This window comes from Kitasatospora sp. NPDC007106 (assembly GCF_040634455.1).
Taxonomy (GTDB): Bacteria; Actinomycetota; Actinomycetes; order Streptomycetales; family Streptomycetaceae; genus Kitasatospora; species Kitasatospora arboriphila.
Window position 1 is genome coordinate 1 of sequence record NZ_JBEYFP010000087.1, and the last position, 16,810, is coordinate 16,810.

16 protein-coding genes are annotated in these 16,810 nt (G+C 74.2%); 14 read left to right on the forward strand and 2 right to left on the reverse strand.

Annotated elements, in window-relative coordinates; all coding sequences use genetic code 11:
* Window positions 1-176: 176 nt before the first annotated feature.
* Window positions 177-362 carry a 50S ribosomal protein L28 gene (gene rpmB / locus ABZ641_RS11295; RefSeq protein ID WP_014138233.1) on the reverse strand — a complete coding sequence of 62 codons (186 nt, stop codon included), beginning with the start codon at window positions 360-362 and terminating at the stop codon, window positions 177-179.
* Between the two features lie 324 nt (window positions 363-686).
* Here rpmB and ABZ641_RS11300 point away from each other — a divergent pair, with 324 nt between their 5' ends.
* The 10 genes from ABZ641_RS11300 (at window position 687) to mutM (ending at window position 10,444) form a co-directional block, all read left to right on the forward strand.
* Window positions 687-2,321: a DAK2 domain-containing protein gene (locus tag ABZ641_RS11300; RefSeq protein ID WP_359980939.1), complete on the forward strand. Its 1,635-nt coding sequence runs from the start codon at window positions 687-689 to the stop codon at window positions 2,319-2,321.
* Between the two features lie 48 nt (window positions 2,322-2,369).
* Entirely contained in the window at window positions 2,370-4,571 is a 2,202-nt protein-coding gene (gene recG / locus ABZ641_RS11305) for an ATP-dependent DNA helicase RecG (protein WP_359980942.1), read from the forward strand.
* A gap of 104 nt (window positions 4,572-4,675) precedes the next feature.
* Window positions 4,676-5,188, forward strand: a complete 513-nt coding sequence (locus tag ABZ641_RS11310) for a hypothetical protein (RefSeq protein ID WP_344627288.1) — start codon at window positions 4,676-4,678, stop codon at window positions 5,186-5,188.
* Between the two features lie 95 nt (window positions 5,189-5,283).
* The gene (rsmD, locus tag ABZ641_RS11315; RefSeq protein ID WP_359980945.1) at window positions 5,284-5,868 is read left to right on the forward strand and encodes a 16S rRNA (guanine(966)-N(2))-methyltransferase RsmD; all 585 of its coding nucleotides are present in this window, start codon (window positions 5,284-5,286) and stop codon (window positions 5,866-5,868) included.
* Between the two features lie 30 nt (window positions 5,869-5,898).
* The gene (gene coaD, locus ABZ641_RS11320) at window positions 5,899-6,384 is read left to right on the forward strand and encodes a pantetheine-phosphate adenylyltransferase (RefSeq protein WP_344627286.1); all 486 of its coding nucleotides are present in this window, start codon (window positions 5,899-5,901) and stop codon (window positions 6,382-6,384) included.
* Window positions 6,385-6,645: 261 nt separating this feature from the next.
* On the forward strand, window positions 6,646-7,782 hold the full coding sequence (locus ABZ641_RS11325) for a cell division initiation protein (protein ID WP_344627285.1): 1,137 nt from the start codon (window positions 6,646-6,648) through the stop codon (window positions 7,780-7,782).
* Window positions 7,783-7,922: 140 nt separating this feature from the next.
* On the forward strand, window positions 7,923-8,597 hold the full coding sequence (locus tag ABZ641_RS11330; protein WP_344627284.1) for a DUF177 domain-containing protein: 675 nt from the start codon (window positions 7,923-7,925) through the stop codon (window positions 8,595-8,597).
* Between the two features lie 2 nt (window positions 8,598-8,599).
* On the forward strand, window positions 8,600-8,773 hold the full coding sequence (gene rpmF, locus ABZ641_RS11335) for a 50S ribosomal protein L32 (RefSeq protein WP_030275709.1): 174 nt from the start codon (window positions 8,600-8,602) through the stop codon (window positions 8,771-8,773).
* Between the two features lie 20 nt (window positions 8,774-8,793).
* Window positions 8,794-9,570 (forward strand): ribonuclease III, encoded by a 777-nt coding sequence (gene rnc / locus ABZ641_RS11340; protein ID WP_043175798.1) that lies wholly within the window; start codon window positions 8,794-8,796, stop codon window positions 9,568-9,570.
* Between the two features lie 10 nt (window positions 9,571-9,580).
* Window positions 9,581-10,444: a bifunctional DNA-formamidopyrimidine glycosylase/DNA-(apurinic or apyrimidinic site) lyase gene (gene mutM / locus ABZ641_RS11345; protein WP_344627283.1), complete on the forward strand. Its 864-nt coding sequence runs from the start codon at window positions 9,581-9,583 to the stop codon at window positions 10,442-10,444.
* Window positions 10,445-10,509: 65 nt separating this feature from the next.
* On the opposite strand, the gene ABZ641_RS11350 is transcribed toward mutM, so the two are convergent.
* Complete coding sequence (locus ABZ641_RS11350; protein ID WP_344627302.1) at window positions 10,510-11,430, reverse strand: hypothetical protein; 921 nt, start codon at window positions 11,428-11,430, stop codon at window positions 10,510-10,512.
* A 183-nt stretch (window positions 11,431-11,613) separates the two neighbouring features.
* On the opposite strand from ABZ641_RS11350, the gene ABZ641_RS11355 reads away from it, so the two are divergent.
* The 4 genes from ABZ641_RS11355 to smc all read left to right on the forward strand — a co-directional run.
* The gene (locus ABZ641_RS11355) at window positions 11,614-12,933 is read left to right on the forward strand and encodes a hypothetical protein (protein ID WP_344627282.1); all 1,320 of its coding nucleotides are present in this window, start codon (window positions 11,614-11,616) and stop codon (window positions 12,931-12,933) included.
* A gap of 177 nt (window positions 12,934-13,110) precedes the next feature.
* Window positions 13,111-13,434, forward strand: a complete 324-nt coding sequence (locus tag ABZ641_RS11360) for an acylphosphatase (RefSeq protein WP_263103514.1) — start codon at window positions 13,111-13,113, stop codon at window positions 13,432-13,434.
* Between the two features lie 398 nt (window positions 13,435-13,832).
* The gene (locus ABZ641_RS11365) at window positions 13,833-14,036 is read left to right on the forward strand and encodes a hypothetical protein (RefSeq protein ID WP_344627281.1); all 204 of its coding nucleotides are present in this window, start codon (window positions 13,833-13,835) and stop codon (window positions 14,034-14,036) included.
* 229 nt (window positions 14,037-14,265) lie between these two features.
* Window positions 14,266-16,810, forward strand: a 2,545-nt coding sequence (gene smc, locus ABZ641_RS11370; protein WP_359980951.1) for a chromosome segregation protein SMC, incomplete at its 3' end; no start/stop codon positions are given.

The following is a 16,810-nucleotide window of genomic DNA, read 5'->3' on the forward strand; positions in this document are numbered from 1 at the left end:
GCGGTGGCCAGTGGGACGGCCGCGGGGGCCGCCGCCGGCCCCCGCGGACCCGCCCCCCGGGCCGACGGCCCGCGGCAGTGCGGAACCGGCACGGCAGGACCGGCGGGGAACGCAGGACAGCCGACCCACCCGAGGGTGGATCGGCTGTCCGGAGGACCGGCGTACCGGTCTGCGCGTCAGCGCGAGACCTTACCGGCCTTGATGCACGAGGTGCAGACGTTGAGCCGCTTCGGCGTCCGCCCAATCACAGCGCGCACCGTCTGAATGTTGGGGTTCCAACGACGGGGGGTACGGCGGTGCGAGTGGGAGATGCTGTTGCCGAAGCCCGGCCCCTTGCCGCAGACGTCGCAGTTGGCAGCCACAGGAGTCACTCCAAGACTTCAGATCAGGTACGTTCGAAAACCCCGGCTGAACCCACCGACACCACGCACGTGGGGCGAATCGGATCAAGGGGTGAGCCCGGGTTGTTCCGGGCAACCGGGAGAGCATACAACGCCTGCTCCCGAGCTACGAAACTACCATGTCGGCGCCGGTGATCGTGCCCGGGCGGCGCGCGGGCCCGGACGCTCCCGGCCGCGACGCCCCCGCCCGGCCCCGATAACCTGCCAGCATCGCCCCACCGCCACCGCCTCCGGCAGCCCCCGCGCCGGCGGGCGTTCCCGTGGCGTTCACCCGGAGGAGACCTGGTGCTGGACACGCTCGACGCCACGGCCGTCCGCACCTGGTGCCGGCTGGCGCTGACCGCCCTCGGCCAGGCCCGGGAGGAGATCGACGCGCTCAACGTCTACCCCGTCCCCGACGGCGACACCGGCACCAACCTCTACCTGACCGTCGAGGCCGCCACCGAGGCCGCCGAGGAGGCCGCGGGCGACCCGGCGGCCGACGGCGACGGCCTCGGCCCGATCACCGCCGCGATGGCCCGCGGCGCGCTCATCGGCGCCCGCGGGAACTCCGGAGTGATCCTCGCCCAGTGGCTGCGCGGCCTCGCCGAGGGCCTGGCCGACGGCGGCGACGCCCCCGCCCTGCGCCGCGCCCTGCCGCGCGCCGCCGAGGCCGCCTACCTGGCCGTCGCCGACCCGGTCGAGGGCACCCTGCTCACCGTCGCCGCCGAGGCCGCCCGCGCGGCCGCCGCCGAGGACGGCAGCCTCGCCGACACCGCGCGCACCGCCTGCAGCGCCGCCCGCGCCGCCCTCCAGCACACCCCCGAGCAGCTCGACGTCCTCGCCGAGGCCGGCGTGGTCGACGCCGGCGGCCGCGGCCTGGTCGCCGTCCTCGGGGCGCTCGCCGACACCGTCCTCGGCCACACCCCGATGGGCCCGATGGCGCTGCGCCACGAGACCGTCCGGCCGCTCCCCGCCCACCACGACGACTGCGAGGGCCACGCCCGGCTGCCCGGCCACCCCGCCTTCGAGGTCATCTATCTGCTGGAGGCCGAGGAGGACGCGATGCCCGCCCTGCGCACCCGGCTCGCCGCCCTCGGCGACTCCCTGGTGGTCGGCGGCGGCGACGGCCTGTGGAACGTCCACGTGCACGTCGACGACGCCGGCGCCGCCGTCGAGGCCGGCGTGGAGGCCGGCCGGCCCTACCGGATCCGGATCACCCACTTCGCCGAGGCCGCGGCCCGCGCCGGCGCCGGCAGCCGCCCCGAGCCCTCCGCCCCCGCCCGCGCGGTGCTCAGCGTGGTCAGCGGCCACGGCCTCGCCGAGCTCTGCGAGCAGGCCGGCTCGGCCGTGCTGCACGCCGACCCGGACCGCCCGCCGGTCAGCGCCGAACTCGCCGACGCCGTCCGGCGCTGCGCCGCCCGCGAGGTGATCGTGCTGCTCAACGACCCCGAACTGCGCGCCGCCGCCGGGGCCGCCGCCGACCAGCTCCGCGAGGAGGGCGTGCGGATCGCCGTGCTGCCCACCCGCTCGCCCGTCCAGGGGCTCGCCGCCCTCGCCGTCCACGACGCCGGCCGCCGCTTCGACGAGGACGTGGTCGCCATGACCTCCGCGGCCGGCGCCACCCGGCACGCCGAACTCGCCGTCGCCGAGGGGGAGTCCTGGACGATGGCGGGCGTCTGCCAGGCCGGCGACGTGCTCGGCCTGATCGACGGCGACGTCGCCGTCATCGGCACCGACGCCGCCGAGACCGCCGCCACCCTGCTCGACCGGATGCTCGCCGCCGGCGGCGAACTCGTCACCCTGGTGCTCGGCGCGGACGCCCCCGGGCACCTCGCCGAGGACCTCGTCGCCCACGCCCGGCGGCAGCGCCCCGAGGTCGACACGGTCGTCTACCACGGCGGCCAGGAGTCCGAGCTGCTGCTCATCGGCGTGGAGTGAGGCCGCGCGCGCCCGCGCTGTCGTCGCCGTGGTGTCCAATAGGGCGTGATGGGCGCTCTCGATGAACCACTGACCAAGCTGGTCGGCGACCGCACCGCCAAGGTCCTCGCCGACTCCCTCAAGCTGCGCACAGTCGGCGACCTGCTGCACCACTACCCGCGCCGGTACGTCGAGCGCGGCCAGCTCACCAGCCTCGACGAGCTGGAGGTGGACGAGCACGCCACCGTCCTCGCCCGGATCGAGAAGGTCACCCTGATCCCGTTCCGCGGCCGCAAGGGCGACCGGCTGGAGGTGATCGTCACCGACGGGCGCAGCCGGCTCACCCTCGTCTTCTTCAACCAGGGCTGGCGGCAGAAGGAGCTCCGCCCCGGCGCGCAGGGCCTGTTCGCCGGCAAGGTCGGCCTCTTCAACCGCACCCGGCAGCTCGCCTCGCCCGACTACCAGCTGCTCGACGAGGACGCCGACACCGGCGCCGCGAGCGCCTTCGCCGGCCGGCTCATCCCGGTCTACCCGGCCAGCGCCCAGATGCCCAGCTGGAAGCTGGTCAAGTGCGTCGAGATCGCCCTGGACAAGCACCTCGCGGACGTCGGCGAACCGCTGCCCGCCGAGCTGCGCGCCGCGCACGGGCTGATCCCGCTGCCCGAGGCCCTCGAACTGATCCACCGGCCGCGCACCCAGGCCGACCGCGAACGCGCCCAGAACCGGCTGCGCTGGGACGAGGCCTTCGTCCTCCAGGTCGCGCTGGCCCGCCGCCGCGCCGCCGACTCCGCCCTGCCCGCCACCGCGCGGCACCGCCGCCCCGACGGCCTGCTCGACGCCTTCGACGCCCGGCTGCCCTTCCGGCTGACCGACGGTCAGCAGAAGGTCTGCGCCGAGATCTTCGACGACGTCGCGAGCGAGCACCCGATGCACCGGCTGCTGCAGGGCGAGGTCGGCTCCGGCAAGACCCTCGTCGCGCTGCGCGCCATGCTCGGCGTGGTCGACGCGGGCGGCCAGGCCGTCATGCTCGCCCCCACCGAGGTGCTCGCCCAGCAGCACCACCGCTCGATCGTGGAGATGATGGGCGACCTCGCCGAGGGCGGCATGCTCGGCGGCTCCGAGCTCGGCACCAAGGTGGTGCTGCTCACCGGCTCCATGGGCGTGCCCGCCCGCCGCCAGGCGATGCTCGACATGGCCAGCGGCGACGCCGGCATCACCGTCGGCACGCACGCCCTGATCGAGGACAAGGTGCAGTTCCAGGACCTCGGCCTGGTCGTCGTCGACGAGCAGCACCGCTTCGGCGTCGAGCAGCGCGACGCGCTGCGCGCCAAGGGCGAACGGCCGGCGCACCTGCTGGTGATGACGGCGACGCCGATCCCGCGCACCGTCGCCATGACCGTCTTCGGCGACCTGGAGACCTCCGTCCTCGACCAGCTGCCGGCCGGCCGCTCGCCGATCTCCAGCCACGTGGTGCCCGCCGTCGAGAAGCCCAACTTCCTCGCCCGCACCTGGGAGCGGGTGCGCGAGGAGGTCGGCAAGGGCCACCAGGCGTACGTGGTCTGCCCGCGGATCGGCGACGAGCCCGAGGAGCCCCGGAAGAAGCGGAAGTCCGCGGAGGAGGACCTGGAGGACGTCGGCGCCGCGAGCGACGACCGGCGGCCGCCGCTGTCCGTGGTCGAGACGGCCGAGATGCTCGCGAAGGGGCCGCTCGCCGGGCTGCGGATCGAGATCCTGCACGGCCGGCTGGCGCCGGAGGCCAAGGACGACGTCATGAAGCGGTTCGCGGCCGGGCAGGTGGACGTGCTCGTCGCCACCACCGTCATCGAGGTCGGCGTCAACGTCCCCAACTCCACCGTGATGGTCATCATGGACGCCGACCGCTTCGGCGTCTCCCAGCTGCACCAGCTGCGCGGCCGGGTCGGGCGCGGCAGCGCGGCCGGCCTCTGCCTGCTGGTCACCGACATGCCGGCGGCGAGCCCGGCCCGCGGCCGGCTGGACGCGGTGGCCGGCACCCTGGACGGCTTCGAGCTGTCCCGGATCGACCTGGAGCAGCGCCGCGAGGGCGACGTGCTCGGCCAGGCGCAGTCGGGGGTGAAGTCCTCGCTCAAGGTGCTGAGCGTGCTGGTCGACGAGGACGTCATCGCCACCGCCCGCGAGGAGGCCACCCGCCTGGTCGCCGCCGATCCGGACCTCGCCGACCACCCCGACCTGCGCACCGCCCTGGAGAGCCTGCTCGACGAGGACCGCGCCGAGTACCTGGAGAAGGGCTGACGGACGGGCCCGGAGCCCCGGCGACTGTCAGTGCCCGGAGGGAGAATGGTGTTGTTCGGGCGCACTCCCAACATGCTTGCCCGGCACGACACTTGGGGGTCTCCATGGCATTCCGTCATCTCAACGAGCTGCCGCTCGGCGACAAGGTCTTCCGGATCGAGCTCGCGAGCGAGGACGACCGCGAGGTCACCCTCACCCTGAACGGCTGGCGCGAGGGGGCGGCGGCCACCCCGTTCGCCTCCGGCCGGCTCCGGCTGCCGGTCGAGGACGTCGCGAGCCTGCGGATCGCGCTCAACCGGGCGCTGCGCGCCCTCGCGATCGTCGCCGACGTCGCCGAGCCGATCCCCGACCGCGACGTGCTGCGCGAGCTGTACCCGGGCCACGGCGCCCCCTGGGTGCCGCAGCACGAGGAGGAGCTCGTCCGCCGCTTCCACGCCGGCGAGACGATCGCCCGGATCGCCGCCCGCTACGGCCGCACGCCGGACTCCGTCCGCACCAAGCTCCGCGAGCTCGGCCACGACCCGCGCCGCCCCGAGCACTGCCCGCCGGACGGCTGCCTGTCCTGGTCGCGGTTCGCCTCGCCGGCACTGCTGGGGTCGGCCGCGCCCGCCGAGTGACGCACGGGGCCGCGCGGCGCGCTTGAATGGGGGAGCCCCGCCGGTCCGCCGACGGGGCTCCGCAGCGACAGGCACGAGAGAGGACCGCGCACCCCATGACCCGCGTCATCGCTGGCACCGCCGGCGGCCGCCGGCTGGCCGTACCGCCCGGCCGGACCACCCGACCCACCTCCGACAAGGCGCGGGAGGCGATGTTCTCCACGCTGGAGGCGCTGCGCGGCACCGTGCACGGGGCGCGGATGCTCGACCTGTTCGGCGGGTCCGGCGCGGTCGGCCTGGAGGCGCTCTCCCGGGGCGCGGAGCACACGCTGCTGGTGGAGTCGGACGCGAGCGCGGCCCGGGTGATCCGGGAGAACGTGCGCACCCTCGGCCTGCCGGGTGCCGAGGTGCGGGCCGACCGGGCCGAGCGGGTGATCGCCGGGCCCGCCCCGGCGGTCCCCTACGACCTGGTGTTCATGGACCCGCCGTACTCGGTGACGGACGACGAGGTGCGCGAGATGCTGATCACACTCCGTGCCGGGGGCTGGATCGCGGAGGACGTTCTGGTCACCGTGGAACGCAGCACCCGCGGCGGCGAGTTCGGCTGGCCGGAGGGCTTCGAAGCGCTGCGCTCGCGCAGGTACGGCGAGGGCACCCTCTGGTACGGTCGCGCCGCCGACGAGGCCGATCGACACTCGTAGCACCGGTTACCCCACAAGGGAGCACACGACATGCGCCGCGCCGTCTGTCCGGGGTCCTTCGACCCCATCACCAACGGACACCTCGACATCATCGAGCGGGCCTCCCGGCTCTACGACGTCGTCCATGTCGCCGTCCTGATCAACAAGAACAAGCAGGGCATGTTCACCATCGAGGAGCGCATCGGGCTCATCGAGGAGACCACCGCCAAGCTCGGCAACGTGAAGGTCGAGTCGCACAACGGCCTGTTGGTCGACTTCTGCAAGGAGCGCGGCATCCCGGCCATCATCAAGGGCCTGCGCGCGGTCAGCGACTTCGACTACGAGCTGCAGATGGCCCAGATGAACCACGGCCTCAGCGGTGTCGAGACGCTCTTCGTGCCGACCTCGCCGACGTACAGCTTCCTCTCCTCGACCCTGGTCAAGGAGGTGGCCTCGCTCGGCGGCGACGTCTCGCACCTGCTGCCCGAGGCGGTGCACCGCCGGCTGGTCGACCGGATCGCCGAGCGCCGCGGCTGACGGCGGGGGCGATCGTGTCCCGGCCGGGGCCGGACCGCCCCGGCCGGGAGGCCCGCTGTCGGGATGTACCCGGTCGAAACGGATAATCCTGGCGAACCGTCACAGCCTCCCGGCGCGGCCGGAACGCCCGGCCGTGCCGGATGTTGTGAGCCGCGCCCCCAGTGGCCGTACAGTCTGTAGTCCTGCCCCGCGGTGCCGCTCGCGCTTCGGGGCCTGCCTCCGCCAGGATCCCCGGCGGCACACGGAAAGACAGAAGCGCCCGTGGACGTGCAGCAGCAACTGGACGAGATCGTCGCGTCGGTGGAGAACGCCCGCGCCATGCCGATGTCGGCGTCGTGCGTGGTGAACCGGGCCGACCTGGTCGGCATGCTCCGTGACCTGAAGGCCGCGCTGCCCGCCGAGCTCGCGCAGGCCCAGTCGGTGGTCGCCGACCACCAGCAGATGGTCGCGGACGCGCACTCCCAGGCGGAGGAGATCATCCGCGGGGCGCACGACGAGCGCGGCTCGCTCATCTCCGACACCGAGGTCGTGATGCGCGCCCGGGCGGAGGCGGACCGGATCCTCGCCGAGGCCCGCGCCGAGGTGGAGGCCAAGCGTGCCGAGGCCGACGACTACGTCGACTCCAAGCTCGCCAACTTCGAGGTCGTGCTGACCAAGACGCTCGGCGCGGTCGGCCGCGGCCGGCAGAAGCTGCGCGGCGCGGGCGTGTACGAGCCCGAGGACGGGACGGGCGAGGACGGCGAGGAGTTCCAGCCGCGGGTCAGCCCCAGCCCGGAGGCCGACGAGTACGTCGACGCCAAGCTCGCCACCCTGGAGGCGGTGCTCGGCGCCACCCTGCAGGCGGTCGGCAAGGGCCGCGACAAGCTCCTCGGCAAGCAGCCCATCGACGAGCTCGGCGCCTACCTGGCCGCCGCCGACGAGGCCCAGCAGCAGAAGGACCGCGCCGAGGCGGTCGCCGCCGGCTTCGCGACCGAGGGCGAGGAGCAGCCCTGGTACCGCGAGGAGGTGCCGCAGCAGCAGGCCTGGCCCGACCAGACGCCCGCCGCGGCCGGCTGGCAGAACCCGGGCGAGGACCCGTACGGCAACCAGGGCGCCCCGCAGTACGCCGACGTGTACGGCGGCGGCTACGACCCCTCCGCGGGCGGCCAGGCCGACCCGTACGGCAACCAGTACGGCTACCAGCAGCCCGCCGTGGCCTACCAGGGCCAGGAGGGCGTGGCGGACGGCTACTACCAGCAGCAGGGCTACCAGACCGACCCGTACGGCAACCAGTACGGCTACCAGCAGCAGCCGCAGGCCCCGCTGCCGCACCAGCAGCAGGCCGGTCTGGACGAGACGAGCTTCTTCGACACCAGCATGATCGACATGACCAAACTGCGGGAGCTCGGCGGCCGCTGAGGGCGGAGGGTCGGGCACCGACTTTGGGCCTGGCCCGAGTCTCCGGTAGTCTGACCACTCCGGCCTGTTCGCACCGGCCCCGTCGCGTGCCCGCACACCGGTCACGCACACCACCGCAGAAGGATCCGCGGAACGCAGGGATGCGTACCGCCCCAGGAAGTCAGGACACCTTGAACCGCCTCGACCACCGCGACCCACTCGTGTTCGACACGCACGAACTCGGTCGTCGCCCCGGCTCGATGCGCACGGTGTCGCGGACCCTGGAGGCCCCGCAGGGCCTGGGCGTCGCGGAGGTCATCGGGGTCCCGGAGAAGAGCGAGATCTCGCTGGAGCTCCGCCTGGAGTCGGTCGTCGAGGGCGTGCTGGTCACCGGCACCGCCGAGGCGCACGTCGAGGGCGAGTGCGTGCGCTGCCTGGAGCCGATGGACGACGACCTGGAGGTCGACTTCCAGGAGCTCTACTACTACCCGGAGTCCGACGAGCGCCACCGCGCCCGGACGGCCGGGGCGGAGGACCTCGACGAGGACTCCGAGGACGAGACTTACCGACTGGAGGGCGATTTCTTCGACCTCCAGCCGGTGCTGCGTGACGCGGTGGTGCTCGCACTGCCGCTGCAGCCGGTGTGCCAGGACGACTGCCTGGGCCTCTGCTCCGAGTGCGGGGCACGCCTGAGCGACGACCCGGCCCACCACCACGACGCCGTCGACCCCCGGTGGGCGGCTCTGCAGGGACTCTCCGCCGCCCCCGGCGACGAGGGTGACGAGAACAAGAACAGCGACACCCGTGAGGGTCTCGCCGAGAACCAGGAGAAGTAGCCGTGGCTGTTCCGAAGCGGAAGATGTCGCGCAGCAACACGCGCCACCGCCGGTCCAACTGGAAGGCCGTCGCGCCCGCGCTCGTCGCGTGCGACCGCTGCCACGAGCCGAAGCTGGCGCACATCGCGTGCCCGAGCTGCGGCACGTACAACCGTCGCCAGGTCCTCTCGGTCTGATCGGCGGGGTGCACGGATCGATGTCGGACGGCAACTCCTCCCGCAAGCCGGGCCCTTCGAACGGGGGCAAGGGCGGCGGGCCGGCCTCGACCGAATACGACGTCCTGGAAGGGCGCCTCGGGTACGAGCTCGAGCGCGCCCTTCTGGTACGCGCCCTCACCCACCGCTCGTACGCGTACGAGAACGGCGGGCTGCCCACCAACGAGCGCCTCGAGTTCCTCGGCGACTCGGTGCTGGGCCTGGTGGTGACCGACACCCTCTACCGCCTCCACCCGGAGGTCGCCGAGGGCACGCTCGCCAAACTCCGCGCCGCGGTGGTGAACTCCCGCGCGCTCGCCGAGGTCGGCCGCGGCCTCGAACTCGGCACCTTCATCCGCCTCGGCAAGGGCGAGGAGGGCACCGGCGGCCGCGACAAGTCGTCGATCCTCGCCGACACCGTCGAAGCCGTGATCGGTGCGGTCTACCTCGACCGCGGCCTGGACGCCGCCACCGAGTTCGTCCACCGGCTGTTCGACCCGCTGATCGAGGAGTCCTCGCAGCTCGGCGCCGGCCTGGACTGGAAGACCAGCCTCCAGGAACTCACCGCCGCCGTCGGCATCGGCGTGCCCGAGTACGTGGTGTCCGAGTCCGGACCCGACCACGAGAAGACCTTCGACGCCGCCGCCCGCGTCGCCGGCCAGGACTTCGGGCACGGCAGCGGCCGCTCGAAGAAGGAGGCCGAGCAGAAGGCCGCCGAGAGCGCCTGGCGCGCCATCAAGGCCAAGTACGCCGAGAGCACGCCCGACACCACCGGCTGAGGCGGCCCGCATGCCCGAGCTCCCCGAGGTCGAGGTCGTCCGCCGCGGCCTGGCCCGCTGGACGGCCGGCCGCACCGTCGCCGAGGTGCAGGTCCTGCACCCGCGCTCGGTCCGCCGGCACACCGCGGGCGGCGAGGACTTCGCCGCCCGCCTCGTCGGCACCACCTTCGGCGAGGCCCACCGCCGCGGCAAGTACCTCTGGGTGCCGCTCCCCGGCACCGGCCACTCGATGGTCGGCCACCTCGGCATGAGCGGGCAACTGCTCGTCCAGGACCCGGACGCCCCCGACGAGACCCACCTGCGGGTGCGGTTCCGCTTCACCGACGGAGGCCGCGAACTGCGCTTCGTCGACCAGCGGACCTTCGGCGGCCTCGCCGTCGAGGAGGCCGAGGACGACGACCCGGAGGCCACCCCCGTCTCGCTCGCCCACATCGCCCGCGACCCGCTCGACGGACGCTTCGACGACGCCGCCTTCGTCACCGCCCTGCGGGCCCGCCGGACGACCGTGAAGCGCGCCCTGCTCGACCAGACCCTCATCAGCGGCGTCGGCAACATCTACGCCGACGAGTCGCTCTGGCGCGCCAAGCTGCACTACGACCGGCCCACCACCGGCATCACCCGCCCCCGCGCCGCCGAACTCCTCGGCCACGCCCGGGACGTGATGAACGCGGCGCTCGCCGTCGGCGGCACCACCTTCGACAGCCTCTACGTGAACGTGAACGGGGAGAGCGGCTACTTCGCCCGCGACCTCGACGCCTACGGGCGCGAGGGCGAACCCTGCCACCGCTGCGGGACGCCGATCCGCCGGGCGGCCTGGATGAACCGCTCCAGCTACTTCTGCCCCCGCTGCCAGCCGGTGCCACGACAGCGATAGGCGTACGGCAGACCCCCACGCGCCCCTGAGGTGCTGCCCCTGAGGTGCTGCCCCGGGGCGGGTCTTCAGCGGTCGGCGAGTTCGGGCTGGTGGGGTTCGACGCCGTGGAGGGCGCCCTCGTCCTCGCCGAACCAGGCGACGCCGACGGCGCTGACCACCGCCAGGACGAAGCCGATCGCGGCCAGCCAGCCCAGGCCGTCCCGCGAGGAGTCGCCCAGCCAGATCACCCCGACCGCGCCCGGCAGCACCGTCTCGCCGACCACCAGCGCGGCGGTCGCCCCGTTCACCGAGCCGACCTGCAGGGCCACGGTGTGCAGGTACATCCCGCCGAGGCCGCCGACCAGGATGGTGTACAGCGCCGGGTCCGACACCAGCGCGACCAGGTCGAACGGGTCGACGCCGTCCAGGATCCGCACGCCGATGCCCAGCGCGCCGAAGCCGAGGCCCGACAGCAGGCCCGCCACGATCGCCCCGCTGCGTCCGAGGCGCCGCACCAGCAGGCTGCCGCCGGCGATCAGCACCACCGTCACCGCCAGCAGCCACCAGTGCACCGCCCGCGCGACCACGTGGTCGCCCTCCGGCCCGGCCGCCACGGCCAGCATCACCAGGGCCCCACACAGCACGCCGATCGACAGCCATTCCAACTGCTTGAGCCGCAGCCCGAGCAGTCTGACGCTGAGCAGCGCGGTGATGACCAGGTTGGCGCTGATGATCGTCTGGGAGAGGAACAGCGGCAGCAGCCGGGCGGCCAGCGCACCCAGCCCGAACCCGACGAAGTCCAGCACCGTGCCGAGGATGAACTCCCACGTCACGGCGGCCTTCGCGGTCGAGGACAGGCTCGGACCGCCGTGCTCGGTCAGCGACACCCCGCCCTCGGACCGGGCGGCCTCCTCGCGCGCCGAGCGCCGGGCGCCGAGCGCCTGCAGGACGGAGCCGGTGCCGTAGCAGGCGGATGCCGCGACGGCGGTGACGAGGCCGATGAACACGGGGGCTCCGATCATGAGCGGACTGGCAGGCACCACTATGCCCCGTCCGCGGCGGCGTCCGGCACCGCCGGGGGGTCTTCCGGCCGGTCGGCGGGGGAGGGATCAGACCGGGGGCGCAGATCGGGGCGCCCGACGTGCGACCGCAGGAGGGGGAGGGCGCGCCCGAGCGGTAGCGTCGGAGGCATGAGAACCCTCCTGCACCGCCCGGCGGTCGCGCTGACCGCGCTGCTGACCGGCGTGCTGCTGCTCCTCGCGCCGGCGGCGTCCGCGGCCGGCGTGCCCGACGCCGCGGCGACCCTCAAGCAGGGCAAGGTCTACGTCGACCCGTCGATGACCGGCCGTTTCTCCGAGGCCCAGGCCGCCGACCTGACCAAGAAGATCGCCGACACCGACAAGCCGATCTTCGTCGCGGTGGTCCCGGCGAACGACCAGTACCCCGCGGCCACCGTCGCCCGCGACCTGCGCACCGAGGTGGGCGTCGTCGGGGTGTACGCGATCTGGCGCGGTGAGCAGTTCAAGGCGTTCTCGGACCGCCAGGCCCTGCCGCCGGCCTCCGCGGACCGGATCGCCGGCGCCGCCTTCCGGGCCCACCCGAACGACATCAACGGCGCCCTCAACGACTTCGTCGACCAGGCCGCCCCGCAGACCCGTGGGCACGGCGTGGCCTCCGGCGGGGTGAGCACCGCCGCGATCGTGGTCCCGCTGGTGCTGCTGGCCCTGGCCGGCGGCGGCGTGCTGCTGCTCTTCCGGCGGGCCAGGCGCCGCAAGGAGGAGCAGCGCCGGGCCCAGCTCGCGCAGCTGCGGACGGTCGTCGACGAGGACATCACCGCCTTCGGCGAGGAGCTCGACCGGCTGGACTTCGACCCGCGGGCGGCCGACGCCGACGACGAGCAGCGCACCGACTACACCCGGGCGCTGGACGCCTACGAGCAGGCGAAGCAGCGGATGGACGCGGCCACCGGGCCGGAGGACGTCCGGCCGGTGACCGAGGCGCTGGAGGACGGCCGGTTCTCGCTGGCCGTGCTCGCCGCCCGCCGCGAGAAGCGGCCGCTGCCGGAGCGCCGTCCTCCGTGCTTCTTCGACCCGCGGCACGGCCCGTCCGCGGAGGACGCCGACTGGGCGCCGGCCGGCGGGGCGCCGCGCAGCGTCCCGGTCTGCGCGCAGGACGCCGCCCGGCTGCGTTCGGGCCTGGACCCGGACGTCCGCACGGTGCCCACCGAGCACGGCCGCGAGCCGTACTGGAACGCCGGGCCCGCGTACAGCCCCTGGGCCGGCGGCTACTTCGGCTCGGGCATGCTGCCCGGGCTGGTCGCCGGCACCGTGCTCGGTTCGGTGCTGGCCTCGCCGGGCAGCGCCTGGGCCGCCGACGGCTACCAGGGCGGCCCGGAGGGCGGCGAGTACTCCGGCGCCGACTTCGACCAGAACGACTTCGGCGGCTTCGACGGGGGCGGCGGAGGGGACTTCGGCGGCGGCGGGGGCGGGGACTTCGGCGGCGGCTTCTGAACCGCCGGTCCGTGCGCCCCGCCGCCGGCGCGCGGCCGGGCGGGTGAATCCGGCCCGCCGCGTGCCGGCCACCCGTCCGAGGGACTCGCGAAGGGCTTCGCAGGGTCGCGGAGGTGCCGTGCGGGTGCGGTGAAACCACTTCGCACCGACCGTCCGGGGTCGCACTATGGTCGTGGCATGCACGGTCACGACAGTTACGGCCATCACACGCTGGGGCACGACGGTGTCCGGCCGGTCCGGGTCACCGCCTGGGTCCGCGGCCGGGTCCAGGAGGTCGGATTCCGGTGGTGGACCAGGGCCCGCGCCCTGGAGATCGGCCTGACCGGGTACGCCGTGAACCTCGGCGACGGCCGGGTGCAGGTCGTGGCCGAAGGACTGCACGCCGACTGCGAGGAACTCCTCGTCCTGCTGCGCGGCCCGGACACTCCGGGCCAGGTCAGCGGGGTCACCGAGATCTGGACCGCGACCGGGGACGGGTACGACGGATTCGCGATCCGCTAGCACACCGCAGTTGCCGGAGGGATGGAGAGACCCTCCGGCAACTGCCGGTGTCATCCGGTTGCCAATCGGGCAGACTCGTGGTTGACTCCGCACCAGCAGTGATCCACCGGCCCAGGTGGCCCGCCCTACCCCGTGGTGTGACCTACCCGCCATGCAGGTGAGAGGGGCGCGGTAGCGTGCGGTGATCGTGTTGACCCGTACCGTCTTTGGTGAGACGCTGGAAGCCCGCGCACCAGTCCGCGTTTACCCGGCAGGGTCGAGCCGTCGTGTGCCCAGCTCACTGCGCTTGCCCTGGAGTGCCCAGCCAGCACGTTCGGGTGGACGAGGCGTGCGCACCCCTTCCCCCTAGACCAGTACCGCAAAACGGTTCGGTCACTCAGCGTGGAGGACCATACATCATGGCAAAGGCGCTTCTCGGGTACGTCGGCGGCCCCGACCCGCGAATGCTCTCCGAGATGCGACGGCTGCAGCAGCGCGTTCACGATCTGGAGGCCGAACTTCTCCGGCTCCGGACGGAGAACGACGCTCTCGCCGCTGTCGCCGACGAGCACTCGCTGCTCACCAGCATCGACATGGATCACCGGGAGCCTGCGCTCACCTGATCCTTCCACGATCCGATCGATCGACGCCGTCGGTGCGCTGAGCTTCCCGAAAGGGATCGCAGCCTGCAAGGGACGTCCGGTGTGGCGTCCCTTCGTCGTGTCCGGAGCCCTCCCCGCGCGAATGCTGCCCATGCCGCGTCGCACCCAAACCGCCTCCTGACGCCGTCTCCCGCCCACGGCCGGATACAGTCGCCAGCACACGTCGAACGCTGGCGAGGAGGTCGGACGGGTGCACCTGAAGAGTCTGACGCTGCGCGGGTTCAAGTCGTTCGCCTCGGCCACGACCCTGCGGTTCGAACCCGGCATCACCTGCGTGGTCGGCCCGAACGGATCCGGGAAGTCCAACGTCGTCGACGCCCTCTCCTGGGTGATGGGCGAACAGGGCGCCAAATCGCTGCGCGGCGGCAAGATGGAGGACGTCATCTTCGCCGGCGCCGGCGGTCGCGCCCCGCTGGGCCGCGCCGAGGTCAGCCTCACCATCGACAACACCGACGGCGCGCTGCCCATCGACTACTCCGAAGTCACCATCACCCGGACGATGTTCCGCAACGGCGGCAGCGAGTACGCGCTCAACGGGACGGTCTGCCGGCTGCTCGACATCCAGGAGCTGCTCTCCGACTCCGGCATCGGCCGCGAGATGCACGTCATCGTCGGCCAGGGCCGGCTGGACTCCGTCCTGCAGGCCGACCCGATGGGCCGCCGCGCCTTCATCGAGGAGGCCGCCGGCGTCCTCAAGCACCGCAAGCGCAAGGAGAAGGCGCTGCGGAAGCTCGACGCGATGCAGGGCAACCTCAACCGCGTCCAGGACCTCGTCGCCGAACTGCGCCGCCAGCTCGGCCCGCTCGGCCGGCAGGCCCGGATCGCCCGCCGCGCCGCCGGCATCCAGGCCGAACTGCGCGACGCCCGGCTGCGCCTGCTCGCCGACGACCTGCTCGGCCTGCGCCGCGCCGTCGAGGCCGAGATCGCCGACGAACTCGCCCTCAAGGTCCGCCGCACCACCGTCGAGCAGCAGCTCGCCGGCGCCGTCCAGCGCGAGGCGGTGCTGGAGGCGCAGGTCGAGCAGCTCGGGCCGCGGCTGGAGGCCGTCCGGCAGACCTGGTACCGGCTCTCCGCGCTCGCCGAGCGCACCCGCGGCACCGTCGGACTCGCCGAGGCGAAGGTCCGGCACGCCCGCACCGGTGTCGAGGGCGAGGAACGACGCGGCCGCGACCCCGAGGAACTCCTCGCCGAGGCCGCCCGGGTCCGCGAGGAGGAGGCCGCCCTCGCCGAGGCCCTGGAGGAGGCGCACTACGCCCTCGCCGAGACCGTCGAGACCCGCGGCGAACTCGAACGCTCCCTCGCCGCCGAGGAGACCCGGCTGAAGAGCGCGGCCCGTGCCATCGCCGACCGCCGCGAGGGCCTCGCCCGGCTGCAGGGCCAGGCCGCCGCCGCCCGCTCGCGGGCCGCCGCCGCCGAGGCCGAGATCGGCCGGCTCACCGAGGCCGCCGCCGAGGCCGCGCAGCGCGCCGGGACCGCCCAGCAGGAGTACCGGGAGCTCCAGGAGGAGACCGACGGCCTCGCCGCCGCCGACGACGACCACGAACGCGCCCACGAGCAGGCCCGCGCCGACCTGCAGGAGGCCGAACACGCCCTCGCCGCCGCCCGGGACGCCGCCGCGGCCGCCGAACGCGAACGGGCCGGGCTGACCGCCCGTCACGAGGCGCTCTCCCTGGGCCTGCGCCGCAAGGACGGCAGCGGCGCGCTGCTCACCGCCGCCGACCGCCCGGCCGGCGTGCTCGGCTCCGCCGCCGAACTGCTCACCGTCCACCCCGGCCACGAGACCGCCCTCGCCGCCGCGCTCGGCGCCGCCGCCGAGGCCGTCGCCGTCGACGGACCGGACACCGCCGCCGAGGCACTGCGGCTGCTGCGCAAGCAGGACGCCGGCCGCGCCGCGCTGCTCCTCGCCGACGCCCCCCGCCCGACCGGCGCCGAACGGCCCGCTCGGCCCGAACTCCCCGACGGCGCCCACTGGGCGGCCGACCTGGTGGACGCCCCCGCCGGGCTGCGCGCCGCCGTCGACACCCTGCTCGCCCGGACGGCCGTCGTCGCCGACCTCGCCGCCGCCGGCGAGCTGACCGCCCTGCACCCCGGGCTCACCGCCGTCACCGCCGACGGCGACCTGCTCGCCGCCGCCTGGGCCCAGGGCGGCGCCGCCGGTGCGCCCAGCCTGCTGGAGACCCAGGCCCAGGTCGCCGAGGCGGCCCGTCGGATCGACGAACTCGACGTCCGCTGCGCACAGTTGACGGAGGAACTGGCGGCCGCCGCCGAACGCCGCCGCGAACTCTCCCTGGCCCAGGACGAATCGGCCGCGGCCCGCCGCCGCGCCGAGCGGGAACGCGCCCAACTCGCCGGCGCCCTCGGCCGGTCCGCCGGACAGGCCAGGGCCGCCGCCGGCGAGGCCGAACGCCTCGCCGCCGCCGCGGAACGCGCCGAACAGGGCCTGGCCGACGCCCGGGACGCCGCGGAGGAACTCACCGCCCGGCTGGAGGCCGCCGAGGAACTCGACGCCGCCGCCGAGGACGAGCCCGACACCGCCGAACGCGACCGCCTGGCCGCCGCCGGAACCACCGCCCGCGCCACCGAGATGGAGGCCAGGCTCGCCGTCCGCACCCACGAGGAACGGGTCCGCTCCCTGGCCGGCCGCGCCGACCAGCTCGACCGCGCCGCCGCCGCCGAACGCGAGGCCCGCGCCCGGGCCGCCCGCCGCCGCGCCCGCGCCCGGCACGAGGCCGCGG

Coding starts and splice junctions, on each gene's coding strand:
- recG (WP_359980942.1), top strand. CDS start 2,370: ATGGGCGCTCTCGATGAACCACTGACCAAGCTGGTCGGCGACCGCACC.
- ABZ641_RS11310 (WP_344627288.1), top strand. CDS start 4,676: ATGGCATTCCGTCATCTCAACGAGCTGCCGCTCGGCGACAAGGTCTTC.
- rsmD (WP_359980945.1), top strand. CDS start 5,284: ATGACCCGCGTCATCGCTGGCACCGCCGGCGGCCGCCGGCTGGCCGTA.
- coaD (WP_344627286.1), top strand. CDS start 5,899: ATGCGCCGCGCCGTCTGTCCGGGGTCCTTCGACCCCATCACCAACGGA.
- ABZ641_RS11330 (WP_344627284.1), top strand. CDS start 7,923: ATGCGTACCGCCCCAGGAAGTCAGGACACCTTGAACCGCCTCGACCAC.
- rnc (WP_043175798.1), top strand. CDS start 8,794: ATGTCGGACGGCAACTCCTCCCGCAAGCCGGGCCCTTCGAACGGGGGC.
- mutM (WP_344627283.1), top strand. CDS start 9,581: ATGCCCGAGCTCCCCGAGGTCGAGGTCGTCCGCCGCGGCCTGGCCCGC.
- ABZ641_RS11355 (WP_344627282.1), top strand. CDS start 11,614: ATGAGAACCCTCCTGCACCGCCCGGCGGTCGCGCTGACCGCGCTGCTG.
- ABZ641_RS11360 (WP_263103514.1), top strand. CDS start 13,111: ATGCACGGTCACGACAGTTACGGCCATCACACGCTGGGGCACGACGGT.
- ABZ641_RS11365 (WP_344627281.1), top strand. CDS start 13,833: ATGGCAAAGGCGCTTCTCGGGTACGTCGGCGGCCCCGACCCGCGAATG.